The 23,808-nt window shown below is 57.9% G+C and carries 25 protein-coding genes; 9 read left to right on the forward strand and 16 right to left on the reverse strand.

The genetic code is table 11. The features are described from left to right. Positions 1-9: 9 nt before the first annotated feature. The 5 genes from CFBP1590_RS07445 to CFBP1590_RS07460 all read right to left on the reverse strand — a co-directional run bounded on the left by CFBP1590_RS07445 (position 10) and on the right by CFBP1590_RS07460 (position 7,134). A complete protein-coding gene (locus CFBP1590_RS07445) occupies positions 10-1,287 on the reverse strand; it encodes an ATP-dependent nuclease (RefSeq protein WP_088234764.1) in 1,278 nt (425 codons plus the stop codon). Beyond that, entirely contained in the window at positions 1,230-1,781 is a 552-nt protein-coding gene (locus CFBP1590_RS07450; protein ID WP_088234765.1) for an ATP-dependent nuclease, read from the reverse strand. Before CFBP1590_RS07450 ends, CFBP1590_RS07445 begins: the two co-directional genes overlap by 58 nt. A 344-nt stretch (positions 1,782-2,125) precedes the next feature. Beyond that, positions 2,126-3,373: a ribonucleotide-diphosphate reductase subunit beta gene (locus tag CFBP1590_RS07455; RefSeq protein ID WP_029242457.1), complete on the reverse strand. Its 1,248-nt coding sequence runs from the start codon at positions 3,371-3,373 to the stop codon at positions 2,126-2,128. A gap of 417 nt (positions 3,374-3,790) precedes the next feature. After that, positions 3,791-4,159, reverse strand: a complete 369-nt coding sequence (locus tag CFBP1590_RS27530; protein ID WP_145958171.1) for a hypothetical protein — start codon at positions 4,157-4,159, stop codon at positions 3,791-3,793. A gap of 62 nt (positions 4,160-4,221) precedes the next feature. After that, complete coding sequence (locus CFBP1590_RS07460) at positions 4,222-7,134, reverse strand: ribonucleoside-diphosphate reductase subunit alpha (RefSeq protein WP_004887321.1); 2,913 nt, start codon at positions 7,132-7,134, stop codon at positions 4,222-4,224. Between the two features lie 688 nt (positions 7,135-7,822). Between CFBP1590_RS07460 and CFBP1590_RS07465 the strand changes: the two genes are divergently transcribed. From CFBP1590_RS07465 to fhuF, 3 genes are all read left to right on the forward strand, one after another. Beyond that, positions 7,823-8,560, forward strand: coding sequence for a response regulator (locus tag CFBP1590_RS07465; protein ID WP_167383082.1), 738 nt, complete (start codon positions 7,823-7,825; stop codon positions 8,558-8,560). A gap of 6 nt (positions 8,561-8,566) precedes the next feature. Next, a complete protein-coding gene (locus tag CFBP1590_RS07470) occupies positions 8,567-10,177 on the forward strand; it encodes an ATP-binding protein (protein WP_088234767.1) in 1,611 nt (536 codons plus the stop codon). Between the two features lie 266 nt (positions 10,178-10,443). After that, complete coding sequence (fhuF, locus tag CFBP1590_RS07475) at positions 10,444-11,121, forward strand: siderophore-iron reductase FhuF (RefSeq protein WP_231991834.1); 678 nt, start codon at positions 10,444-10,446, stop codon at positions 11,119-11,121. Between the two features lie 31 nt (positions 11,122-11,152). On the opposite strand, the gene CFBP1590_RS07480 is transcribed toward fhuF, so the two are convergent. Together CFBP1590_RS07480 and CFBP1590_RS07485 are read right to left on the reverse strand one after the other, a co-directional pair. Then, positions 11,153-11,878 (reverse strand): 4'-phosphopantetheinyl transferase family protein, encoded by a 726-nt coding sequence (locus tag CFBP1590_RS07480; protein WP_197044087.1) that lies wholly within the window; start codon positions 11,876-11,878, stop codon positions 11,153-11,155. A 366-nt stretch (positions 11,879-12,244) separates the two neighbouring features. Then, positions 12,245-13,033, reverse strand: coding sequence for a dienelactone hydrolase family protein (locus CFBP1590_RS07485; RefSeq protein WP_004887304.1), 789 nt, complete (start codon positions 13,031-13,033; stop codon positions 12,245-12,247). Positions 13,034-13,193: 160 nt separating this feature from the next. On the opposite strand from CFBP1590_RS07485, the gene CFBP1590_RS07490 reads away from it, so the two are divergent. The 3 genes from CFBP1590_RS07490 to CFBP1590_RS07500 are packed head-to-tail and all read left to right on the forward strand — an operon-like array spanning position 13,194 to position 15,592. Beyond that, positions 13,194-13,538: a hypothetical protein gene (locus tag CFBP1590_RS07490; RefSeq protein WP_088234769.1), complete on the forward strand. Its 345-nt coding sequence runs from the start codon at positions 13,194-13,196 to the stop codon at positions 13,536-13,538. Between the two features lie 33 nt (positions 13,539-13,571). Further along, positions 13,572-14,249, forward strand: a complete 678-nt coding sequence (locus CFBP1590_RS07495) for a response regulator (RefSeq protein ID WP_004887300.1) — start codon at positions 13,572-13,574, stop codon at positions 14,247-14,249. Continuing rightward, positions 14,246-15,592 carry an ATP-binding protein gene (locus tag CFBP1590_RS07500; RefSeq protein WP_004887298.1) on the forward strand — a complete coding sequence of 449 codons (1,347 nt, stop codon included), beginning with the start codon at positions 14,246-14,248 and terminating at the stop codon, positions 15,590-15,592. Before CFBP1590_RS07495 ends, CFBP1590_RS07500 begins: the two co-directional genes overlap by 4 nt. On the opposite strand, the gene CFBP1590_RS27845 is transcribed toward CFBP1590_RS07500, so the two are convergent. After that, positions 15,574-15,729 carry a hypothetical protein gene (locus CFBP1590_RS27845; protein ID WP_162876792.1) on the reverse strand — a complete coding sequence of 52 codons (156 nt, stop codon included), beginning with the start codon at positions 15,727-15,729 and terminating at the stop codon, positions 15,574-15,576. The genes CFBP1590_RS07500 and CFBP1590_RS27845 overlap by 19 nt on opposite strands. 551 nt (positions 15,730-16,280) lie before the next feature. On the opposite strand from CFBP1590_RS27845, the gene CFBP1590_RS07510 reads away from it, so the two are divergent. Next, positions 16,281-17,633, forward strand: a complete 1,353-nt coding sequence (locus CFBP1590_RS07510) for a dicarboxylate/amino acid:cation symporter (RefSeq protein WP_004884198.1) — start codon at positions 16,281-16,283, stop codon at positions 17,631-17,633. A gap of 63 nt (positions 17,634-17,696) precedes the next feature. On the opposite strand, the gene CFBP1590_RS07515 is transcribed toward CFBP1590_RS07510, so the two are convergent. Together CFBP1590_RS07515 and CFBP1590_RS07520 are read right to left on the reverse strand one after the other, a co-directional pair. Next, complete coding sequence (locus CFBP1590_RS07515) at positions 17,697-18,191, reverse strand: SprT family zinc-dependent metalloprotease (RefSeq protein ID WP_004884196.1); 495 nt, start codon at positions 18,189-18,191, stop codon at positions 17,697-17,699. Positions 18,192-18,312: 121 nt separating this feature from the next. Then, the gene (locus CFBP1590_RS07520) at positions 18,313-18,912 is read right to left on the reverse strand and encodes a Yip1 family protein (protein ID WP_004884193.1); all 600 of its coding nucleotides are present in this window, start codon (positions 18,910-18,912) and stop codon (positions 18,313-18,315) included. A 218-nt stretch (positions 18,913-19,130) separates the two neighbouring features. Here CFBP1590_RS07520 and ttcA point away from each other — a divergent pair, with 218 nt between their 5' ends. Then, the gene (ttcA, locus tag CFBP1590_RS07525; protein WP_088234771.1) at positions 19,131-19,955 is read left to right on the forward strand and encodes a tRNA 2-thiocytidine(32) synthetase TtcA; all 825 of its coding nucleotides are present in this window, start codon (positions 19,131-19,133) and stop codon (positions 19,953-19,955) included. Positions 19,956-19,961: 6 nt separating this feature from the next. On the opposite strand, the gene CFBP1590_RS07530 is transcribed toward ttcA, so the two are convergent. From CFBP1590_RS07530 to arsC, 4 genes are read right to left on the reverse strand one after another with little or no spacing between them, the layout of a single operon-like run. After that, positions 19,962-20,633: a DNA-3-methyladenine glycosylase I gene (locus CFBP1590_RS07530; protein ID WP_029242373.1), complete on the reverse strand. Its 672-nt coding sequence runs from the start codon at positions 20,631-20,633 to the stop codon at positions 19,962-19,964. Between the two features lie 38 nt (positions 20,634-20,671). Next, the gene (locus tag CFBP1590_RS07535; protein WP_088234772.1) at positions 20,672-21,088 is read right to left on the reverse strand and encodes a DUF2069 domain-containing protein; all 417 of its coding nucleotides are present in this window, start codon (positions 21,086-21,088) and stop codon (positions 20,672-20,674) included. Beyond that, a complete protein-coding gene (wrbA, locus tag CFBP1590_RS07540; RefSeq protein ID WP_004884184.1) occupies positions 21,081-21,686 on the reverse strand; it encodes an NAD(P)H:quinone oxidoreductase in 606 nt (201 codons plus the stop codon). The genes CFBP1590_RS07535 and wrbA overlap by 8 nt, the downstream gene beginning before the upstream one ends. Beyond that, on the reverse strand, positions 21,683-22,036 hold the full coding sequence (gene arsC / locus CFBP1590_RS07545) for an arsenate reductase (glutaredoxin) (RefSeq protein ID WP_004884183.1): 354 nt from the start codon (positions 22,034-22,036) through the stop codon (positions 21,683-21,685). The genes wrbA and arsC overlap by 4 nt, the downstream gene beginning before the upstream one ends. Positions 22,037-22,167: 131 nt before the next feature. On the opposite strand from arsC, the gene CFBP1590_RS07550 reads away from it, so the two are divergent. Then, positions 22,168-22,635 (forward strand): TlpA family protein disulfide reductase, encoded by a 468-nt coding sequence (locus CFBP1590_RS07550; protein ID WP_025993794.1) that lies wholly within the window; start codon positions 22,168-22,170, stop codon positions 22,633-22,635. 293 nt (positions 22,636-22,928) lie between these two features. Here the strand turns inward: CFBP1590_RS07550 and CFBP1590_RS07555 are convergent, their stop codons facing one another. After that, positions 22,929-23,336: an META domain-containing protein gene (locus CFBP1590_RS07555; protein ID WP_057407961.1), complete on the reverse strand. Its 408-nt coding sequence runs from the start codon at positions 23,334-23,336 to the stop codon at positions 22,929-22,931. Next, positions 23,333-23,770, reverse strand: coding sequence for a hypothetical protein (locus CFBP1590_RS07560; protein WP_043304333.1), 438 nt, complete (start codon positions 23,768-23,770; stop codon positions 23,333-23,335). The genes CFBP1590_RS07555 and CFBP1590_RS07560 overlap by 4 nt, the downstream gene beginning before the upstream one ends. Between the last annotated feature and the right edge of the window lie 38 nt (positions 23,771-23,808).

Raw genomic sequence — 23,808 nt, forward strand, 5'->3', positions numbered from 1 at the left:
TCATATATATCAATTTCCGGAGTTCTGGATTTCTATCAAGTTAAGAATATTGTTGAATACTTCATTGATTTTTTTTGTTGTTGTTTCTTCTAGTCGATCTAGTTCGATCTCTTTACTTTTGACAGATAGATAAAAGCTATAAGCTAAAATCGGCTTTGAATACTTTGGGAGCTTCACTATTTCGGAAGGGGCGCAATCAAGAATGTGGAGCTCATTTTTCAAGACGTGAGTTGCAAAGTCCTGCTTAGAAAATATATCCTCGATGCCATTGCAACCCTTTAATTTATAAGCATTGTTTTTTGCAATATTGTCTTCATCGCCCCACAAGTCTTTTTTTAACTGGTTGAAAACTTGTCTACCCTGATTGTCATCATCCACGATTACAGAAAACTTCAGTCCCCATCCTGTAAACATATAAGCTAGTGGTGGAATTTTATTCGCGCCCGTGGCGGAAATAAAGTTTATTCGTTTAGGTATTCTTAAAAGTAGCCAAAAAGCTGAAAGGTAATAAAAGGCGCTCGGTTCTTCTAAAATTATATTGTTAGTTTTTTGGATTACGTTTTGTTGTGAGAAGTCTGTGCCTATTGCGGTAAGTATCGGTGATAGTGTATCGCTAGAGGCCGCGCCTAGATGATGAGCTTCGATTAGTTCTGTGGGTGTTTCCATCTCATCATTGCCTCTTTGAACAGCGTAAACTCGGTAGAGTTTTTCATATTCAATAAGTGTTGGGCTATGAGTGCTGTATGTTATAGGGATATCTTTGCTGAGTCTATTTATTAGTTTTAAAACATCTTTTTGAGCATTGGCGTGAAGATTTGCGCCTGGTTCGTCTAATAAGAAGTGCAGCTTTTCACTGTGTTTTTGAGACGCTTTTAGCTGAAGATAGAAGGAAATAAACCACCGAACTCCAGTGCTTCTTTGCTTAGGATGCAACTTATGCATTCCGTCAGATACCCAAAAGGTGAGGTATGGGTCGCCGGCTTTTTTGGATGAGTTGTTAGCATGATGTTTTAAGCTGAATTCTAACTTTATCTTGTTGTTGGATCCTATCTTTTGATTCCATAGATCTTTAAGTTCTAAGTTTATTTCGTTTATCGCTCGAGCTATTTTGGACTCCTGGGTTCGACTGTCCTGTTTTATTAAGTCTTTCAGGTTTATGTTTGCTATCGTTAAGAGGTTGTCGGCAGCAGATTTTCCTTCGCCTACAAGATTAAAGCTAGAGTCAATTTCTATTGTATTTGGTAATAAGCCAGAGCTTGATTGGAATAGTGTGAAGGTTGGGGCCATCCTGAATATCGCAATTGCGGCGATGTGCGAAAGATTTGAGTCGGCTGTAGATTTTCACCTTCTTTGGATATATATTCCATAGCGGCTCTAGAGAGCTCAGGCTCGTTCAGGTCTATCTCACAACTAAAGTTTCTGTCCTGAGCTTCAGGATCTTCATACCATTTGAAAAAGCATTGCGTACGATGGCCTACTCTTTTAAAATGATTTTGGATTGTTTTTATATCTTCTTCTGTAGCGTTTCCGACGAGTGCTTTATCAAACTGCGATTCACTAAACTCTAGAGCAAGCCAAATTTCCGGAAGCTCACAGTCGTAACGTAGATCGTCATTTGTTATGTGACTTCGGCTAAAGGTTAGGCTCAATGCCTCTAAGATTGCACTTTTTCCTGATTCATTTTGACCAACAAGTACAGTCACGCCGTCAGCCGAAAAATTGCGCCAGTCGGTATCAATAATTGACCTAAAATTCTTTATCCGGAATTTTGTAATTTTCATTGTTTACTTCACATAAGCGGATTTTCAGGGTGGCTATTTGATATTATCATTTAAGTAGTCAGAAAGTCATCAGATTTATTTGGCTAAGTTAGATGTGGTTTTTAGGGTGGTTTGTAGGCTTAGCGATAATAACTTTCTGCTTGCCACGGGCTTGCGGACTCGAAAGGCGAGCGTTGAAGTTTTAGCGTTTTAAGACTCGCGAGTATAATGCTATTTATCTAAGCGTCTGGTGAAGACCTTTCGAAAACTTAGTTTTTTATCAAAATAGAGTGGAGGTTTAAATTAAAAAGGTCAAAAAGCTATTGCTTTTTGACCTTTTATTTGCGTTATCCAAATTGCATTGATCAATCCCAGCTCAGCGCCCCGCCCGTCTGATACTCAATAACCCGAGTCTCGAAGAAGTTCTTCTCTTTCTTCAAGTCCATGATCTCGCTCATCCATGGGAACGGGTTGGTGGTACCTGGGTACTCTTCCTTCAGACCGATCTGGCTCAGGCGACGGTTGGCGATGAACTTGAGGTAGTCCTCCATCATCGCTGCGTTCATGCCCAGTACGCCGCGTGGCATGGTGTCACGTGCGTATTCGATTTCCAGCTGAGTGCCCTGCAGGATCATCTGCGTGGCTTCTTCTTTCATCTCGGCATCCCACAGGTGCGGGTTTTCGATCTTGATCTGGTTGATCACGTCGATGCCGAAGTTCAGGTGCATGGATTCGTCGCGCAGGATGTACTGGAACTGCTCGGCGACGCCGGTCATTTTATTGCGACGGCCCATGGACAGGATCTGGGTGAAGCCGCAGTAGAAGAAGATGCCTTCCAGAACGCAGTAGTAGGCGATCAGGTTGCGCAGCAGTTCCTTATCGGTTTCGACGGTGCCGGTTTCGAACTTCGGATCGGAGATCGAACGGGTGTACTTCAGGCCCCACGCGGCTTTCTTCGCGACCGATGGAATCTCGTGGTACATGTTGAAGATCTCGCCTTCATCCATGGCCAGCGATTCGATGCAGTACTGGTAAGCGTGGGTGTGGATCGCTTCCTCGAAGGCCTGGCGCAGGATGTACTGGCGGCACTCCGGGTTGGTGATCAGGCGGTACACGGCCAGTACGAGGTTGTTGGCAACCAGCGAGTCGGCGGTGGAGAAGAAGCCCAGGTTGCGCATGACGATGCGGCGTTCGTCGTCGGTCAGGCCTTCCGGGTTTTTCCAGAGGGCGATGTCGGCGGTCATGTTGACTTCTTGCGGCATCCAGTGGTTTGCGCAACCGTCCAGGTACTTCTGCCAGGCCCAGTCGTACTTGAAGGGCACGAGCTGGTTCAGGTCGGCGCGGCAGTTGATCATCATCTTTTCGTCAACGGCAACGCGAGCGCTGGCGCCTTCGAGTTCGGCCAGACCTTCAGCGACGTCCAGTGCATCCAGCGCTTTCTTGGCGCGGACCAGGGCTGCGGAGTCGTTGGCGGTGACGGCACGTGCTTCCTGGGCCGCTGCGCCACCGGCGCTATCGAGGCGGTCCATGTTGGCTTCGTTGGCGTGACCGGCGTTGGCCGCTTTGGCAACTACTTCGCCGTCTTCTTTATCGAATTCGTCCCAGCTCAGCATGGTGATGAGGCTCCCGCTTGAGGATCGCCGTAGCGACCTTGGTTAGATTTTAAGGTGTGAAGTGCCCACGTCGTCGGGTCGAAAACGCAGGTACTGAAATTGAGGCTGTCTTTGATGCTGCGATTGACCGGTTATGAGCGTGTCGGTCGTCCGTTCGGTTTGCTGCCGTGGCAACGCCCTACAGGCGAGCAAAGCGAGTGATCTGGATTGCTTTGAGGTGATGCAATTTTGCTGATGCAAATTGTCATTCGAGTACCCTGAAGCGAGCGCGGGATTATACAGATTTTGCCCGGCGCTTGTTGAACCGAAAGTAGATTTCGGTGGGTGATTCACGCTTTTTTCTCGCAGGCTTCAGCATCGGTTTATGCATTGCTGAAAGCAGCAGGAAATTCAGCTGAATCCCTTATCTAGTGTTTTTTACATTTCGAAACGCAGCATATAGTGCCTGTCGGTTTTGGGCAACAGCGGTGGTTTGTCGCAGATAAGCCCGGTTTTCACCGATGCGTAATCGATAGATTTCCTGCGCATCGCGGCTGCCGGGCTTCTTGGCGTGATGAGATGTTTGAGGGGATGATCTGCGGTCTGGTTTGGTGCTGATTTTAAATGCGATTTCATGCTTGATTCGACGAGCGGTGTATTGGCGCCTTTCAGTGTTTCTTCAACACAGACTGTATTTGCGCGCAGCTTTAGACCTTGTTTTTTCAGGCCCAATGGGACGCAGAGCGTCCCGGGCGGCATGCCAACGCGGAGCATTGGCACGATCACATAATCGAGTTTATCCAGCACAACAAAAAGCCCCTGAAAAGGGGCTTTTTGTTTACTGCCGTACGGGGCTCAGACGCTCAGCCTTATTGGCAAGCCTCGCAATCCGGCTCGTCAATGGCGCATGCCTTTGGAACCGGTGCAGGACCTGCCGGTGCGGCTTCGGTCGGGCGCGGGGCGGTGATGGCCGAGTCGTCCGGGCCGTGGCCGCCGCTCGATACTGCGTTGAGCTTGCCGGTGTTGACGGTCGACTTCTCGGTGCTGGTCGCAGCCAGGGCACGGAGGTAGTAAGTGGTTTTCAGACCACGGTACCAGGCCATGCGGTAGGTCACGTCCAGCTTCTTGCCCGATGCGCCAGCGATGTACAGGTTCAGCGACTGAGCCTGATCGATCCACTTCTGACGACGGCTTGCCGCGTCGACGATCCACTTGGTGTCCACTTCGAAGGCCGTCGCGTACAGCTCTTTGAGCTCCTGCGGGATGCGCTCGATCTGCTGCACCGAACCGTCGTAGTACTTCAGGTCGTTGATCATGACCGAGTCCCACAGATCGCGAGCCTTGAGGTCGCGAACCAGGTACGGGTTGATCACGGTGAATTCGCCCGACAGGTTCGATTTCACGTACAGGTTCTGGTAGGTCGGTTCGATCGACTGCGACACGCCAGTGATGTTGGCGATGGTGGCGGTCGGTGCGATGGCCATGATGTTCGAGTTACGGATACCTTTCTGCACACGGGCACGTACCGGCGCCCAGTCCAGGGATTCCTTCAGGTCGACGTCGATGTACTTCTCGCCACGCTGCTCGATCAGGATCTGTTGAGAATCCAGCGGCAGGATGCCTTTGGACCACAGCGAACCCTGGAACGTCTCGTAGGCGCCACGCTCGTCGGCCAGGTCGCATGACGCCTGGATGGCGTAGTAGCTGACCGCTTCCATCGAGGAGTCGGCGAACTGCACGGCAGCATCGGAACCGTACGGGATGTGCTGCAGATACAGCGCATCCTGGAAGCCCATGATGCCCAGGCCGACCGGACGGTGGCGCAGGTTGGAGTTCTTGGCCTGCGGTACGGAGTAGTAGTTGATGTCGATGACGTTATCGAGCATGCGAACGGCTACGTCGACAGTGCGCTTGAGCTTGTCGGTGTCCAGTTTGCCGTTGACGATGTGGTTCGGCAGGTTGATCGAGCCCAGGTTGCAGACAGCGATCTCGTCCTTGTTGGTGTTGAGGGTGATCTCGGTGCACAGGTTCGAGCTGTGAACCACGCCCACGTGCTGCTGCGGGCTGCGCAGGTTGCACGGGTCCTTGAAGGTCAGCCATGGATGGCCGGTTTCGAACAGCATCGAGAGCATCTTGCGCCACAGATCCTTGGCCTGGATGGTCTTGAACAGTTTGATCTTGCCTGGGTATTCGGTCAGCGCTTCGTAGTACTCGTAACGTTCCTGGAAGGCCTTACCGGTCAGGTCGTGCAGGTCAGGTACTTCGGATGGTGAGAACAGGGTCCACGGGCCGTCATCGAAGACGCGCTTCATGAACAGGTCAGGGATCCAGTTGGCGGTGTTCATGTCGTGGGTACGACGACGGTCATCACCGGTGTTCTTGCGCAGCTCGATGAACTCTTCGATGTCCATGTGCCAGGTTTCCAGGTAGGCACAGACAGCGCCCTTGCGCTTGCCGCCCTGGTTGACTGCTACAGCGGTGTCGTTGACCACTTTCAGGAACGGCACGACGCCCTGCGATTTGCCGTTGGTGCCCTTGATGTAGGAGCCCAGTGCACGAACCGGCGTCCAGTCGTTGCCCAGACCGCCTGCGAATTTGGACAGCATGGCGTTGTCGTGGATCGCGTGGTAGATGCCCGACAGGTCATCCGGCACGGTGGTCAGGTAGCAGCTGGACAGCTGTGGACGCAGGGTACCGGCGTTGAACAGCGTCGGGGTCGACGACATGTAGTCGAAGGACGACAGCAGGTTGTAGAACTCGATGGCGCGGTCTTCACGAGCCTTCTCTTCGATGGCAAGGCCCATGGCCACACGCATGAAGAAGATCTGCGGCAGTTCGAAACGCACGCCATCCTTGTGGATGAAGTAACGGTCGTACAGGGTCTGCAGGCCCAGGTAAGTGAACTGCTGATCGCGCTCGTGGTTGATCGCCTTGCCCAGCTTCTCGAGGTCGAACTCGGCCAGCACAGGGTTGAGCAGCTCGTACTTGATACCGGCAGCGACGTAGGCAGGCAGTGCCTTGGCGTACAGGTCGGCCATCTCGTGGTGCGTGGCGCTCTCGGCCACTTGCAGGAAGCTCAGGCCTTCGGCACGCAGGGTGTCCATCAGCAGGCGGGCAGTCACGAACGAGTAGTTCGGCTCACGCTCGACCAGCGTACGGGCAGTCATCACCAGTGCGGTGTTGACGTCTTTCAGCGCAACGCCGTCGTACAGGTTCTTCAGGGTTTCGTTCTGGATCAGGTCGGCGTCGACTTCAGCCAGACCTTCGCACGCTTCGGTAACGATGGTGTTCAGGCGGCCCATGTCGAGCGGCGCGAAGCTGCCGTCAGCGCGGGTGATGCGGATAGAAGGGTGAGCCTGGACTTCGTCTTCCGGTGCACGAACGGCACGCTCCTTGGCGCGCGAGTCACGGTAGATGACGTAGTCGCGGGCCACTTTCTGCTCGCCGGCACGCATCAGGGCCAGTTCGACCTGGTCCTGGATTTCTTCGATGTGGATGGTGCCGCCCGAAGGCATGCGACGCTTGAAGGTGGCGGTGACCTGTTCGGTCAGGCGGGCAACGGTGTCGTGGATGCGCGACGAGGCGGCAGCAGCGCCGCCCTCAACTGCAAGAAACGCCTTGGTGATGGCGACGGTGATCTTGTCATCGGTGTAAGCGACGACAGTGCCGTTACGCTTGATCACGCGCAGTTGACCAGGAGCGGTTGCGGACAGGTCCTGCTGGGCCTGGCCTGACAACGGCGCAGTGGTCGGCGAGTTCTCGCGAGTTGTGTCTGTTTGCATGGGTGTCTCCACGTTCTTTAAGTTTGTTCGGGCATCGCTGCCCACCTTTCCGTTTTGTGACAGTGAGTCGCCAACCGGACGACTCAATGACTCCAAAACGGAGGTGGAGGCGGGTTTGGCCGCTTCCGGGTTTTGAAGTCAAAAAGGGACTGGGTCATGTGCCCAATCCCTTGCAGATCTGATGAAGCTTGCGTGTTCTATGTTGCAAGACGTGTACCGGGTCGCCTGGGTGTAAGCGCGCGCGGTTTGGTTACTGATTACGTCTTAAAGTTCAACCCCTCAAACGCAAGAAAAATGCTTGAATTTTTCAATTGAGTTGTGCTGGAGTTTTCGCAGAAAACCCTACATGTAGGGTGTGACTGCAGGTCGGGCTACAAGATAATGCGTTTCGGACATCAATTGCAACGTACGACCTGTGGATAAACTTGTGAGTACTTTGTGTATGAATCACCTACATCGCGTGTAGGCCGCATGGCTGCTGCGTCGGACCGTTTGTCACTGATTTTTACAGATGTCATTGGGCTGCAACGGATTTTTGCGGGCGCGAACCCTATCACAGAAAAAGCAGCCTGCAAGGGGCATCTGGCATGTCGTGTGGTTTGCCGCGCGATTGCTACAATCGCCGGACATCCGCGCGATGCGGCGGTGCCTGAATCCGCTATTCGATAACAACAAAAGGAAGCCCTTCGTGGAGCCACATACCTGGCAGGTGCTCATCGTCGAGGACGATCAGCGATTGGCGCAACTGACCTGCGACTACCTGCAGAACAACGGCCTGAGCGTAAGGATTGAAGGCAATGGCGCGCTGGCGGCAGCGCGCATCATTCAGGAACAGCCGGATCTGGTCATCCTCGACCTGATGCTGCCCGGCGAAGACGGCTTCAGTATTTGCCGCAAGGTGCGCGACCGCTACGACGGGCCGATCCTGATGCTCACCGCCCGCACCGACGACACCGATCACATTCAGGGGCTGGACACCGGCGCTGACGATTTCGTCTGCAAGCCGGTTCACCCGCGCGTGCTATTGGCGCGCATTCATGCCTTGTTGCGCCGTAGTGAGGCGCCACAGGTGCCCGCCGCCGAGCTGCGCAGGCTGGTTTTCGGGCCGCTGGTGGTGGACAACGCACTGCGCGAGGCCTGGTTGCGCGAAGAAAGCATCGAACTGACCGGTGCCGAATTCGATCTGTTGTGGCTGCTGGTAGCCAACGCCGGGCGCACGCTGTCCCGTGAAGAAATCTTCACGGCCCTGCGCGGCGTGGGGTATGACGGGCAGGATCGCTCCATTGATGTGCGCATCTCGCGCATCCGTCCCAAGATTGGCGACGATCCTATCCACCCGCGTCTGATCAAGACCGTGCGCAGCAAGGGCTATCTGTTCGTGCCTGAAGCCGCGCAGGACATGAGCGGCCATGTGTTCAGCGGCTGACCTGTCATGAACTCGATCTTTCTGCGTATCTATGGCGGCATGCTGGGCGTTCTGGTGCTGGTGGCGCTGCTCGGCATGCTCGCGCTGCATGGCCTCAATCAGGCGCGTGGCGAGCAGTACCGCGAGCGTCTGGCCCACGGCACGTTCACGGTCATGGCCGATAACCTGATCGCCCTCAACGATGTGGAGCGTCGTCGTGCGCTGGCGGTCTGGGAGCGTTTGCTGGGTATTCCGCTGAGTCTGCAAAGCTTTGAGCAGGCACAACTGGACAGCAGCGCCCGCAGTCGGCTGGCGCGTGGGCAGGTGGTGGTCGAGCAGATCGGCCCGCATGCGGCGAAGGTCTATCGCCAGTTGAGCGACAAGGAGCCGCTGCTGTTGACGGGCGAGGTGCAGCAGATCACCGAGCAACTGGCGCGGGCGACTATTTACCTGTTGATCGATGAATTGGTGCGCTCTCCGGTCGATGAGCAACCGGCGCGCCTGCAGGCGTTGCGGGTCGACAAAGGGTTCGGTTTCGACATGCACCTGCTCGCGCTGGATCAGGCTGATCTGGATGACGACCAGCGCCGCCGCATTTATGAAGGCGACACGGTCATGGCGCTGGGCAAGGGCGGTGACTCGATCCGTGTGTTGGCCGGGATCGTTGATACCAATTGGGTGCTGGAAATCGGTCCGCTGTACCAGATGAATCCCTATCCGCTGCAATGGCTGGTGCTGATTGCCTTACTGGGGCTGTGTTTCATCGGGCTGGTGGTGTATCTGCTGGTGCGGCGTCTGGAGCGTCGGGTGCTGGCGCTTGAAGCGGCGGCGACCTTGATTGCTCAGGGCAGTCTGCAGACGCGCGTGCCCACCGAGGGCTCGGATTCGGTCGGGCGCCTGGCGGCGGCCTTCAACAGCATGGCTGAGCACTTGCAGCGCTCTCTGATGATCCAGCGTGAGCTGGTGCGTGCGGTGTCCCATGAGCTGCGTACACCGGTGGCGCGTTTGCGCTTCGGGCTGGAAATGGTCAGCGACGCGACCACGGCCGAAGCACGCCTGAAGTACATGCGCGGCATGGACAGCGATATTCAGGACCTCGATAAACTGGTGGATGAAATGCTGACGTACGCCCGGCTTGAACAGGGCGCGCCGACGTTGAATTTCCAGCGTATCGATCTGGAGGCGTTGATCGATCAGGTAATTGCCGAGCTGGCGCCGTTGCGCGCTGATGTGCGGGTTTCACGGGGTGAGTGCATCACGGCGGCTGAAGGTGAAACGGCGTGGGTCGAGGCGGAACCGCGCTATATGCACCGGGCTTTGCAGAATCTGGTCAGCAACGCCATGCGCCATGCCGAAACGCAGGTGTCCATCAGCTATCGCCTGGGTGCGCAGCGTTGCCGCATCGACGTGGACGACGACGGCCCCGGTGTTCCGGAAGACGCCTGGGAGCAGATATTCACCCCCTTCATGCGCATCGACGACAGCCGTACACGCGCCTCGGGCGGGCACGGGCTGGGACTGTCGATCGTGCGGCGCATCATCAATTGGCACGAAGGGCGAGCGCTGATCGGGCGAAGTGAAAGTCTGGGCGGCGCTTGCTTCAGTCTGTCCTGGCCACGTACGCAGGCGCCGAGGTGAAGGGTCATCCATCGAAAGATCGCTTTTGTGGGGGCGCCACCACGTCTTCGACGTAGCGCTGTCGCGCGGCAAACTCAGTGGGAGCGGACTTGTCCGCGACAAGGCCAGTACATCCGACGAATATTCATCGCCTGAAATACAGCATTCGCGGACAAGTCCGCTCCCACAAAATCGCGTTTTTTCAGTAAGTTACAGGTTGTTTGATAAGAGGCGGTTTGCCGACGATGGCGTCAGTTCAGCTTCCCACCAAAAGTAGTCAGTCAATCATGTTTGATGAAAGCCAGCTTGAACTTCGTACACCCGCCAGCGAAGTCGTGGCACTGCCCGACCTGTTGCACCCCGAGCGGCTGGACGCGTTGCTATTGGACCTCTATGGCACAGAGTTGATGCTTAGCCATTTGCCGGTGCTGGTGTCGCAGTGGGCCAAGTATTACTTCATGCAGATCATCCCGGCGGTCCTGTCGGCCAGTCTTCTGGAAGGACGTCATTACGCGCTGCATCTGGATCAGGTCTCGCTGGTGCTGGATAAACGAAAACTTCCGGTGGGCATCCGGTTCGTGGAAGAGGGCAGTGCGTTGGCGCAGGCGGAGCTTGATCCGTTCCAGCGCTTTGCCGGTCTGCTCGACGATAACCTGCAGCCTTTCATCACCACGCTAAGCCGTTACGGCGGGCTGGCGAGCAGTGTGTTGTGGAGCAGCGCGGGAGATGCGCTGGAAACCTGTCTGACCGAACTCGCGGCAGGCAGCCATGCATCATTGGCGGCAGGGTTCGCCTTGCTGGCTGAGCGCAAACGTCCCGATGGCCGCCTCAATCCGCTGTATCAGACGGTGACCTTTATAAAGCAGGCCGAAGATGCCGAATCGCGCAAGCAGCGAAAAGCCTGTTGCCTGAGTTATCAGGTGGAGTGGGTCGGCCGGTGCGAGCATTGTCCGCTGCACGACTGATCCCCGAATACAGCGATCCCGATGGCACTGATCAAGCAGGGATCGCGATCAGGCTCAGCAGATGATCGTCCTGCACACTGAACTGGCCTTCCAGTTCCTTGCCGTGGTGCCATTCGCTGGACAGGTCGATCAGCAGGCGCAGGCGGGCGCTGCCATCCTGCGACCACTCCAGTAGCTCGGCGTGCTCGAAGTAGAAGCGCTGCTGCACGATGGGATAGAGGGCCTTGAACAGCGCTTCCTTGATCGAGAAGGTCAGCGTCACGCGCTGGGCGACCTGATCGTCAGGCCCGTTGGCCATGTCGGCCAGCTCGTTGGCCGTCAGGATTTCCCCGGCCAGACGCGAGGCACGGTCGTGGCTCAGCAGATGTTCGGTGTCCAGCCCCAGTCCGCGCCATTGCTGTTGGTGCGCCACGATGGCTGCGGCCCAGCCGGTGCTGTGGGTGATCGAGCCACAGATTTCGCCTGGCCAGATGGGCGCACGGTCTTCGCCGATGCCGGGGATGTACTGACGTCCGTCAAGCCTGCGCAGTGCGTCGCGGGCACACAGACGACCGGCGAGAAACTCGGTCTGACGCTTGGCAACCGAGCGCTGGATGCTGGCAGGTTTGTCGACAGCGGTGTGCTGAAAGTCGCCATCGACCAGCTTGAGCGGATCGAAACGGCCACTGACCAGCACCGCACCGGGTACCGCGTAAGGCAACGGCCAGTGCTGGACAAGTTCGGGACAGCAGGCGGGAAGGGCAGGTGATTGAGTCATGAACGGCATTTTGCCGGGGGATCAGGCTTGAGGGAAGGCTTGCGATGATCCTTCCCGCCGCGTCCGCTCTCGAATGTGGCGCAGATATGTGCCCAAGCTCCAGCGTTATCCACGTCATGCGCTCGGCTCACTGAATCCTCAGTCTGTGCCATTTGTGACGCGGAGCGTCACGGGCGGCATGCCCACGCGGAGCGATGGGCACGATCAGTGTCGAGGCCGATTTGTGTATAACGATGAGCGCGGAGCATGGGCACGATCAGCACACTGACGGTGATCGTTCCTCACGCTCCGCGTGGGAATGCCTCTCAGGACGCTCCGCGTCCGGGCTGGATGCCCACGCGATGGGCACGATCAGCCTGCGAGAGATCAACCAAAGATTTTCTTGAAGAACACCTGCATGTCCGACCACGAACTCTGGTCAGCCGCCTTGTCGTAACCGATGTCCGGGCCGCCGTGTTCGCCATGGCTCAGGCGGTCGGCGTCGGGGTTGGTGAAACCGTGTTTGGCGCCGTCGATGCTGACGAATTTGTAGTCAGCCTTGGCGTCGTCCATTTCCTTCTTGAAAGCTGCCACGTTTTCAGGCGTCACCATGCTGTCCTTGGCGCCATGTTCGACCAGCATCGGCACCTTGATGCCCGGTTTGGCGGGCGTGTTGGTGACCAGTGCGCCGTGGAAACTCACCACGCCTACAAGCGGCTCACCGCGACGGGCTGCATCGAGCACGATTTTGCCGCCGAAGCAGTAGCCAATCGCGGCTATCTTTGCAGGGTCGGTCTGCGGCTGTTTTTTCAATTGCTCAAGGCCCGCATCGAAACGCTTGTCGGCGGCGTCGCTGTCCTTGAGGGCGGCCTGCATGAAGGCCATGGCGTCTTTCGGGTGCTCGGTGTTCTTGCCGTCGCCGTACATGTCGATGGCCATGGCGCTGTAACCCAGCGCAGCAAGATCACGGGCGCGACGCTTGGCGTATTCATTCAAGCCCCACCATTCATGAACCACCAGCACGCCGGGGCGCGGGCCTTTTATCGCGTCGTCGTAGGCGTAGTAGCCCACCAGCTTGGTGCCGTCGGCACTTTTATAATCGACCTGTTCGGTCTTGATCGCGGCCTGGGCAAGTCCCGCAAGGCCCATCATGATCACTGCCATCCACACGCGCATGTTCAGCTCCTTCTTGAGTGGGGTGTCGCATTGAACGGCAACAATAGCCGATTCGGTGCCATTCAGCGCAGGTTCATGCAGCGTTCAGTCGGGGTTCAGGGCGGCACGCTTACTGTTGAGCCATACCTTGACAGCGTCCCCGAGCGCAAAAGGAGTCCGCATGTTGAACATCAACAAGTTTTTCCTGGCCCTGGCTTTTCTGGGTGGTAGTGCGGCGGCGCAAGCCGGTGATGGCAGAGTCGAGCCGACGCGTATCGAGTTCGGCAAGACCAGCGAACGCCTTGATGATGCCAACGGCTGGAGCCACGAACTGGGCCAGCAGGACCGCAGGAATGTTGCAGCGGGGACGCTTTATTCGCCGCCGGTTTACGGCGTGGTGTCGGGCACCCACAATGGCATGCCCGTCAGCCGCGACATATTGCTGGGCAGCTATGATGTAACCCGGCATATGCCTGTAAGCGCTCAACTGCTGAGTACCGATGCGACGCTGTCGATTCATTCCTGATATTAAGGCTGGGGCTGTGCCTGGGAGGGCTGCATGAAGTTGTTGGTGGTTGAGGATGAAGCGTTATTGCGGCATCACCTGCGGACCCGTCTGACCGAAGCGGGGCATGTGGTCGAAGCGGTGGCCAATGCCGAAGAGGCGCTGTATCAGGTCGGTCAGTTCAATCATGATCTGGCCGTCATCGACCTGGGTCTGCCCGGCATCGGCGGTCTGGACCTGATTCGTCAGTTGCGCACCCTGGGCAAGTCTTTTCCGATCCTGATCCTGACCGCGCGCGGCAATTGGCAGGACAAGGTCGAAGGTCTGGCTGCCGGCGCCGACGACTACGTGGTCAAACCGTTTCAGTTCGAAGAGCTGGATGCGCGGCTCAACGCCTTGCTGCGGCGTTCAAGCGGTTTCATTCAGTCCACCATCACTGCCGGGCCGCTACTGCTGGACCTCAACCGCAAGCAGGCGGCGCTGTCCGAGCAGCCGCTCGCGCTGACGGCCTACGAGTACCGGATTCTTGAGTACCTGATGCTTCATCATCAGCAGGTGGTGCCCAAGGAGCGATTGATGGAACAGCTGTACCCCGACGATGACGAGCGCGATCCGAATGTGATCGAAGTGCTGGTGGGTCGTCTGCGTCGCAAGCTGGACAGCAACATGGCCTTCAAACCCATCGAAACCGTACGCGGCATGGGCTACCTGTTCACTGAGCGCTGTACGTGATTCGTTCGCTTCGTCTGCGCCTGATGCTGGGCGCTGTGACGCTGGCGATCATCTTCATGCTGCTGATGCTGCCTGCGTTGCAGAGCGGCTTCAGTTTGGCGTTGCGCGGTGCGATCGAGCAGCGGCTGGCGTCGGACGTGACCACGATGATTTCTGCGGCGCGTGTCGAGGATGATCATCTGTTGATGCCGTCGGTGCTGCCGGGCGAGCAGTTCAACCTGCCGGGCAGCCGCCTGATGGGCTACATCTATAACCGTCAGGGGCAGATGGTCTGGCGTTCGCTGTCCACCGAAGATCTGGACATCGATTACCACCCCAACTATGACGGGCAGGGCAGTCAGTTCACCAAGATCAAGGAAATCAACGGCGACGAGTATTTCGTCTACGACGTCGAGATTCGCCTGCTGGGTGGCCGCAATGCCGCGTTCAGTATCGTCGCCGTGCAGCCACTGCGCGGGTATCAGGAAACCGTCAACAATTTGCGTCAGAAACTCTATCTGGGGTTCGGCGCTGCCTTGCTGGTATTGCTGGGGTTGTTGTGGGGCGGCCTGACCTGGGGCTTGCGTGCCCTGAGGGGACTGAGTCACGAGCTTGATCAGGTGGAAGCCGGCGAGCGCGACAGCCTGAGCGAAAAACACCCCAGTGAACTGCTGCGTCTGACCGATTCCCTCAACCGCCTGTTGCGCAGCGAACGCGAGCAACGGGCACGCTATCGCGATTCCCTGGGCGATCTGGCCCACAGCCTGAAAACCCCGTTGGCGGTCTTGCAGGGGGTTAGTGAAAACATTGCCAAACGTCCCGAAGATGTCGAGCAGGCCCGCGTGCTGCAATCGCAGATCGAGCGCATGAGCCAGCAGATCGGCTATCAACTGCAGCGCGCCAGCCTGCGCAAGAGCGGGCTGGTGCGTCATCACGTGATGCTGCGGCCGGTGATCGAAAGCCTGTGCAACACGCTGGACAAGGTGTACCGCGACAAGCGGGTCAAGGTCACGCTGGACCTGCCCGAGGATTGTCAGGTGCACATGGAAGAGGGCGCACTGCTGGAAATGCTCGGCAACCTGTTGGAAAACGCCTACCGACTGTGCCTGAGTGAAGTGCGCGTCAGCTTCAGCGCATCGGCGTCAGGCGACGAGCTGTGCATCGAAGACGACGGCCCCGGCGTCCCTCAGTACCAGCGGGCTCGCATCCTCGAACGCGGCGAACGTCTCGATCGCCAGAACCCGGGGCAGGGCATCGGCCTGGCCGTGGTCAAGGACATCATCGAAAGCTACAGCGCACAACTCACGCTGGACGATTCGCCTCTGGGCGGCGCGGCGTTCAGGATTCACTTCATGGCCGAGTAGGTGTGGGGCTGAATGTGACGCGGAGCGTCACGGGCGGGTGCGCAATACCAACCTGTGGGAGGCGGCTTGCCGGCGATGACGATGACGCGATTTTCCTGAAACACCGGGTCGCCTGCATCGCCGGCGCTTGAGATCACGCTGATCGTTCCTACGCTCCGCGTGGGAATGCCGCCCAGAACGCTCCGCGTCCGCTCTTGAATGTGGCGCAGATGCGTGACCAAGCTCCAGCGTTATCCATGTCATGCGCTCGGCTCACTGAATCCGCAATCTGTGCCATTTGTGACGCAGAGCGTCACGGGATGCATGCCCACGCGGAGTGAAGGGCACGATCAGTGGTGAGGCGGATTTGTGCATAACGATGAGCGCTCCTGCGTGGTAACGCCGCTCAGGACGCTCCCGTACCTGCTACGGCAGGCGGATACCCGCCACTGAAGCCCGGTTTTCAGCTCAATACGGCGGAAAACCGCCATCTCTTTTTCCGGTTTCCGGCTATCGTTACCCCAGCGCCCTTGTAATACGTGGTGTTGATGTCCTTTTGCCTGCATGGCACGCCTATTGCTATCTAACCTGTAGAGGTCTGCCCCGCGCAGCTCGACAAAACAAATCCCTCCAATGCAGGAGGGTTAGCGCTTTATAGGCTCGCGTGCATCCGGTGAAGATGCCGACGACGCCCTTGAGGATAACTGCAATGACGACTCGTCAGCCCATCTACAAATCTCTCTATTTCCAGGTAATCGTAGCGATTGTCATCGGTATCCTGATCGGCCACTTCTACCCTGACACCGGCAAGGCCCTCAAGCCGCTGGGTGACGGGTTCATCAAGCTGATCAAGATGGTCATCGCCCCCATCATCTTCTGTACAGTCGTCAGCGGTATCGCCGGCATGCAGAACATGAAGTCGGTCGGCAAGACCGGTGGCTACGCCCTGCTGTACTTCGAAATCGTTTCGACCATCGCCCTGTTGATCGGCCTGATCGTTGTAAACGTGGTTCAGCCGGGCGCCGGCATGAACATCGACGTCAGCACCCTCGACGCCTCCAAGATTGCTGCTTACGTGACGGCTGGTCAGGACCAGAGCATCGTCGGCTTTATCCTCAACGTCATTCCGAACACCATCGTCGGCGCATTCGCCAACGGCGATATCCTGCAAGTGCTGATGTTCTCGGTGATCTTCGGTTTCGCCCTGCATCGCCTGGGTGCCTACGGCAAGCCCGTGCTGGACTTCATCGATCGCTTCGCTCACGTGATGTTCAACATCATCAACATGATCATGAAGCTGGCGCCAATCGGTGCATTCGGTGCCATGGCCTTCACCATCGGTGCCTACGGCGTGAGCTCGCTGGTGCAGTTGGGTCAGTTGATGATCTGCTTCTACATCACCTGCGTGCTGTTCGTGGTGCTGGTACTGGGCGCCATCTGCCGCGCTCACGGCTTCAGCGTCTTCAAACTGATTCGCTACATCCGTGAAGAACTGCTGATCGTACTGGGTACGTCTTCGTCTGAATCGGCTCTGCCACGCATGCTGATCAAGATGGAGCGTCTGGGTGCCAAGAAGTCGGTCGTAGGTCTGGTTATCCCGACGGGCTACTCGTTCAACCTGGACGGTACTTCGATCTACCTGACCATGGCGGCCGTGTTCATCGCTCAGGCGACCAACACCCATATGGACATCACGCACCAGATCACCCTGCTGCTGGTCCTGCTGCTGTCCTCCAAGGGTGCTGCTGGCGTGACCGGTAGCGGCTTCATCGTTCTGGCTGCCACCCTGTCGGCTGTCGGCCACCTGCCGGTTGCCGGTCTGGCGCTGATCCTGGGTATCGACCGCTTCATGTCCGAAGCCCGCGCCCTGACCAACCTGGTCGGTAACGCTGTTGCCACCGTTGTGGTTGCCAAGTGGGTGGGCGAGCTGGACACCGACAAGCTGCAGTCCGAGCTGACCTCCGGTGGTTCCGCGATCCTGGAAACCCGTCCTGAAGACGACTTGGGCGTCGCTGAAGGCCCGACTCCAGCCAACGCTGTGAACACCGGCAAAACCGTCTGATCATCAGGCCATGAAAAAACCCATCTTCGGATGGGTTTTTTTATGCCTGCATTTAAGCAGCAGTTACTCGGTTCGGGTCTCGCCGCTGAACACCAGCGTCTGACGGCAGCGTCTGCACAGGTAGCGTCTGCCTTTGCTGACCATGCTGTGGCGCTGGGCGGTGAAGGGGAAGTCGCTGTCGGCGCACGGGCAGCGATAGATATAGCGCGTCACGCTGCGACGTTTGACGGCGTAGGTATGGCAACGGTTGGGCGGCAGCTCGTACACGCCGCGCATGATCAACTGCCACTCCTCACCGTGCGGCTGGATGCTGCCGCCGAACAGTTGGTGGGCGATCAGGTGCGCGACTTCGTGCGGCACGGTCTGGCGCAGAAAGTCTTCGGCGTTTTCCTGATACAGCTGCGGATTGAAGCGCAGCAGGTTTTCATGCAGATGGGCGACGCCTGCCTTCTGACCGCGCAGCTTGAAGCTGACGACCGGGCGTTTGAACGTACGTTTGAAGAAGGCTTCGGCTTGTTGGTAACAGGTTTCGACGCGGGAATTGAGTTGCTCGGGCATGCTGTGTGGCTCTCCAATGCGCCAAGTATGCCGTAATGTGGAGGCCGGCTGAAAACGCCAGCCGCCCGGTGGTCATTTACATAGACGGGCCTGCACAGCGACAGACCCGCTCAGCTCCTGCTCAATTGGTGTATTCCGGACCTATTCCGATGCCCCACAGCACGACGGTAAAAGCCATGATTGCGACCAGCACCACCAGACCGACCGACAGCACGGAACTGGAGAACATGAACCCCTCTTCCGAGGCTATGTTCATGAAGGTCGGCAGGCCGACGTAAAGCAGATAGACCGTATAACAGACCGCTGCAGTCCCGGCCACCATGCCGAGCCACAGATGCGGGTAAAGTGCTGCCAGTCCGCCGAAGAACAGCGGCGTGGCGGTGTAGGTGGCGAATGCGATGCACTGCGCGAGGGTGGGCGTGGCGTCGTAGGTGCGTGCCATCCAGTGAATGAAACTGCCCATGACCGCCACACCTGCCAGCATGGAAACGTAAGACATGATCGCCATCCAGATGGCGCTGCCATGCGTGAGCATGACCGGTGGGCGCTCGCCGATCACCCAGCCTACCTGCGTGGTGCCTATGTAGGCGGAAACCACCGGGATCGCCGCCAGAATCAGCGTGTGCGAAAGGTACAGGTGGCCGATGGACTCATCCTCGCTGCGGATCTGCTTCCATTCCTGGTCGGGGTGCGTGAACAGGCCCCAGACGTGATGGATCATGAGCGTACTCCTTGATGTTCGGATTCGGCTTCATGAACCAGTATAGAAACCTGAGCTGTCGATAGAACCCAAGGCTTAGAGCGTTTGGCGATTGCCTAGGCTCTGTTAATAGCGTGAGGTGCTGAACACCTGCACGCGTCCATTGTTTAACCTGCTCAAAGTTTTGCGTAAAATGGCCGCCTTTTCTCACTGTCATCGTCAGCGGATACCACCAGTACATGGGCACCCTTTCAGTCAATCAGAACAAACTGCAGAAACGCCTGCGTCGGCTGGCCGGCGAAGCGGTTGCCGACTTCAACATGATTGAAGAGGGTGACAAGGTCATGGTCTGCCTGTCCGGTGGCAAGGACAGCTACACCATGCTAGATGTGCTGATGCATCTGCAGAAAGTCGCGCCGGTGCAGTTCGACATCGTCGCCGTGAACATGGACCAGAAGCAGCCGGGCTTTCCCGAGCATGTGTTGCCGGCCTACCTGAAAGAGCTGGGCGTCGAATACCACATCGTCGAGAAGGACACCTACTCGGTGGTCAAGGAACTGGTGCCGGAAGGCAAGACCACCTGTTCCCTGTGCTCACGTCTGCGTCGCGGCACGCTGTACACCTTCGCCGACGAGATCGGCGCGACCAAGATGGCGCTGGGGCATCATCGTGACGACATTGTCGAGACGTTCTTCCTGAATATGTTCTTCAACGGCTCGCTCAAGGCCATGCCGCCCAAGCTGCGCGCCGACGACGGCCGCAACGTGGTGATCCGCCCACTGGCGTACTGCCATGAGAAGGACATTCAGGCGTATTCGGAACTCAAGGCGTTCCCGATCATTCCGTGCAACCTGTGCGGCTCCCAGGAAAACCTGCAGCGTCAGGTGGTCAAGGAGATGCTTCAGGACTGGGAGCGCAAGACGCCCGGCCGTACCGAAAGCATCTTCCGCGCCCTGCAGAACGTGCAGCCTTCGCAGCTGGCGGACCGCAATCTGTTCGACTTCACCAACCTGCGCATCGACGAAACCGCCGCCTCGCGGTTCGTCAATGTGGTCAATATCTGAGTGTGATCAGTGGTTGACCGTGAACGCCAGCATGGCTGACAGCTGGCACATCGGTCTGCCGCTTTCGGCGTGCCACTGATTGAACGCGTCCTGCACGATGGCCTGATCACGCTTGCTGGTCGGCACTCGGTCGACGAGGTTCTGTGCGTTCAGCGCCGCGACGACGTCGTAGCTGGGAATGAAGGTGTCCTTGCCGACCATGCGCAGGAAGCGTGGCGCGGACAGTCCGCCCATCTGGTTGCCGTGCTTGGCCAGGTATTGCCAGAGGCCGGTGATGTTATCGACCGGCCACTGGGCGATGAACTGGCCGAAACTACCGTGTTCCTGCTCGATGTCCAGAATCAGCTGCGCGTTGCGCGGCACGCTCTTGAGCTTGCCCAGATGGCGAATGATGCGCGCGTCCTGCATCAGACGTTCCAGATGATCGGCTCCCATCAGCACGACTTTTTCCGGATCGAAGCGAAAGAACACCTCTTCGAACGCGGGCCACTTTGAGTCCACCAGACTGTGCTTGAGGCCTGCACGAAACACGCGCAGGGCCAGGGTCGACAGGTAGCGGTCGGCGCCGATGGCTTGGAGTTGTTTCGGTGTCTTGGGGGTTGGCAGGTGGGCTTCCAGTGCTTTGGCGGAGCCGAAACGGTTCAGGCAGTACTCGTTCAGCCATTTGTAATCGTGCATCGGTTCTCCAAAGGACAGTCAAAAGGCAGGTCGAGGCTTCAGACCTGCGGCGGCGCTGCAAGTTTGCGTTTTAGCTGAAAGCGCCAGCGTACGTAGAGCAGCGTGCTGATGAACACCGCGATGCTAAGCGCCATTTCCAGCAGACCGAACAGCCAGCGATTCGGGTCAAAAGCGGCGAGTGCGCCCTTGATGAAGTACAGGTTGATCACAAAGCAGGTCCACGAATGGCCGCGTGGACTGCCGCTGAGCATGCCCGGCACAAGGATCAGCAAGGGCAACAATTCGATGGCCAGAATCACGCCCGGTCGTGCACCGTGCAGATCGGCGAATATCAGGTAATACACCGACAGCAGCGCGATCATGCCCAGAAAGCCGATCAGGCTCGCTGCCCGACTGAAACGCACCCGCGGCTCCAGCCATTCCCTGGCCGGTAGCGCCTTGGGCGTTTTAGCCACGCGGGGTGTCCAGTTGCAGGGCGATTTTCGCCAGGCGCTGGCCCTGTGCGCGACACAGATCGGTTTCGTGGCGGTCCAGCGGACGTTTGCCGTCAGCACCGGCGTGATGGCTTGCGCCGTAAGGCGTGCCACCGCCCGTGGTTTCCAGCAGTGCCGATTCGCTGTATGGCAGGCCCATCACCAGCATGCCGTGGTGCAGCAGTGGCAGGAGCATCGACATCAGCGTGGTTTCCTGACCGCCGTGCAGGCTGGCGGTGGACGTGAACACGCCGGCAGGCTTGCCGACCAGCGCACCGGTCAGCCACAGGTTGCTGGTGCCGTCGAGGAAATACTTGAGCGGCGCGGCCATGTTGCCGAAGCGGGTCGGGCTGCCGAGTGCCAGGCCCGAGCAGTGCTTGAGGTCATCGAGGGTCGCATACAGCGCGCCGTTTTCCGGAATGCTCGGCGCGGTCGCTTCGCAGTCGGCGGAGATGGCGGGCACGGTGCGCAGTCGCGCTTCCATGCCGCCCATCTCGATGCCGCGGGCGATCTGGCGGGCCATCTCGCTGGTAGAACCGTTTCGGCTGTAATACAGAACCAGAATGTAGGGTGTGCTCACGGCAATAGCTCCAGAACGTTCTCGGGTGGGCGGCCAATGACGGCCTTGTCGCCAACGACCAGAATCGGCCGTTCGATCAGTTTCGGATGGGCGGCCATGGCGGCGATCAGTTGTTCGTCGCTCAGGCTCGCGTCGGCCAGGTTCAACTGCTTGTAGTCATCCTCACCGGTGCGCAGCAGTTGTCGCGCGCTGATGCCCAGCTTGCCGAGAAGTTCGCGCAGTTGGGCGGCATCCGGTGGGGTTTCCAGGTAAAGGACGACGTCGGGACTCAGGCCGCGGGCCTGAAGCAGTTCCAGCGCGCCGCGGGATTTGGTGCAGCGCGGGTTGTGATACAGCGTCAGATCGGTCATTTGCAGGTCGCATCTTGCAGGGAGTGACGCGTATTCTACCCACGCGACGGCACTGTTCGACATATCGGGCGGTCAATAGTCGTATTCGGGTCATAAGTAACCGGTCTTCAGAGTCGAGGAAGGAAGCACAGATGGTTAGGCGATTGGCAGCAGCGGTGGCACTTGTCGGCAGTATGCTGCTCAGCGGATGTGGCGCGGATCTGGGCGCGGACCAGAACGGCCAGAAGGTCGCCAGCGACCGGATTGACGGTCATTGGCTGGTGGTGAACTACTGGGCCGAGTGGTGTGGTCCGTGCCGCGTGGAAATCCCGGAATTCAATCAGTTGTCCGAGCAATTGAAGGACAAGAAGGTCACGGTGCTGGGCGTCAACTTCGACAACCTGCAGGGCGACGAGCTGAAAAAGGCCGCGAACGCTCTGGGCATCAAATTCACCGTACTGGCACAGGACCCGGCCGAGCACTACGACCTGCCACCTTCCGAAGCGCTGCCGGTGACCTACATCATCGACGACAAGGGCAAGATGCGTGAGCAGTTGCTGGGCGAGCAATCCGCCGCCACCGTGATGCAGAAGCTCAAGACATTGCGCGGGGAAGGGTGATTCTCCGCGGTTGATCGTTCCGCACGCTCTGCGTGGGAATGCCTATTGGGACGCTCCGCGTCCAGCAGTGGTGAGTCAGTAAAACTTCTGGCGCCTGACCCAATGGGACGCGGAGCGTCCCGGGCTGCATACCCACGCGGAGCATGGGCACGATCAGCGCGTGGGATATCACTGATCGTTCCTCAGAGCATGGGCACGATCAGCGTACTGACGGTGATCGTTCCTCACGCTCTGCGTGGGAATGCCTCTTGGGACGCTCTGCGTCCAGCGGTGGTGGGGTCGCCGCAGTCTTATCAGCTCTCTTCCAGCCAGAACCGCAACGGCTTGCCTTCGGCGGGCCACAGGCGCAGTTGCTGGATCGGCGAGATGTCCCAGCGCTGGACGCTGGACATGGATTTCAGGAAGCGTTCTTCCTGTTCCATCAGCGCCGGTGCGCACATCTTGCGGGTTCTGCCCAAGGCGCCGAAGCTGATGGTGCCGTCGCGCAGGCTGTAGGGCGCAAACCAGTGGTTGCACCCGGCATTGCCGTAGGCGCGGCCGTCGGCACCCAGGGTCATGGTCAGGCGGCTGTTGTCGATCAACGGACGTTCGCCGATCCATTCCATCACGTAACTCTGATCCTGCCGAATGGCAGGCGCTTGCGTCGAGCAACCCGCCAACACTGCGCTACCGATCAGGCTTGCCAGCAAAAACTGTTTCATGCCGCCTGCCCCTGGCACTTCCTGCAGAGGTGCTTCTCGCCTTCGGTTTTCCAGCCCAGCTCTGCAATGCGTGCAGTGGCAGCAGGTTTCTGCGCCTTGACGCCCAGCTTGCTCTCGACCATGAATTCGAACTTCAATTCGGCGTTGCAGCTGTCGCAATGGACCTGCCACTCGTGGATCGCCAGTTCGTCGAATACCGGGCCGTGTGCAACGGCGACCCATTGGCCGGTCGGGTTGATCAGGTGCCGGACTTTTTCGACTGTCAGGCGCATATAAAGGCTTTTGCTACCCTTGATGGTCACCAGCAACTGGTCATTGTTGTGGATCGAGCCACCGTTGCCGGTAACCTGATAACGACCAGGCCCCAGTGTGCGGCACTCGGTCAGGGTGTGTTGCGGGTTGAGCATGCTGTAGCGGAAATCGTGTTCGACCATGGGTCCTCCAAAATTGCGCGCATCCTAACACGCAGCGA

This window comes from Pseudomonas viridiflava (assembly GCF_900184295.1).
Classification (GTDB): Bacteria; Pseudomonadota; Gammaproteobacteria; order Pseudomonadales; family Pseudomonadaceae; genus Aquipseudomonas; species Aquipseudomonas viridiflava.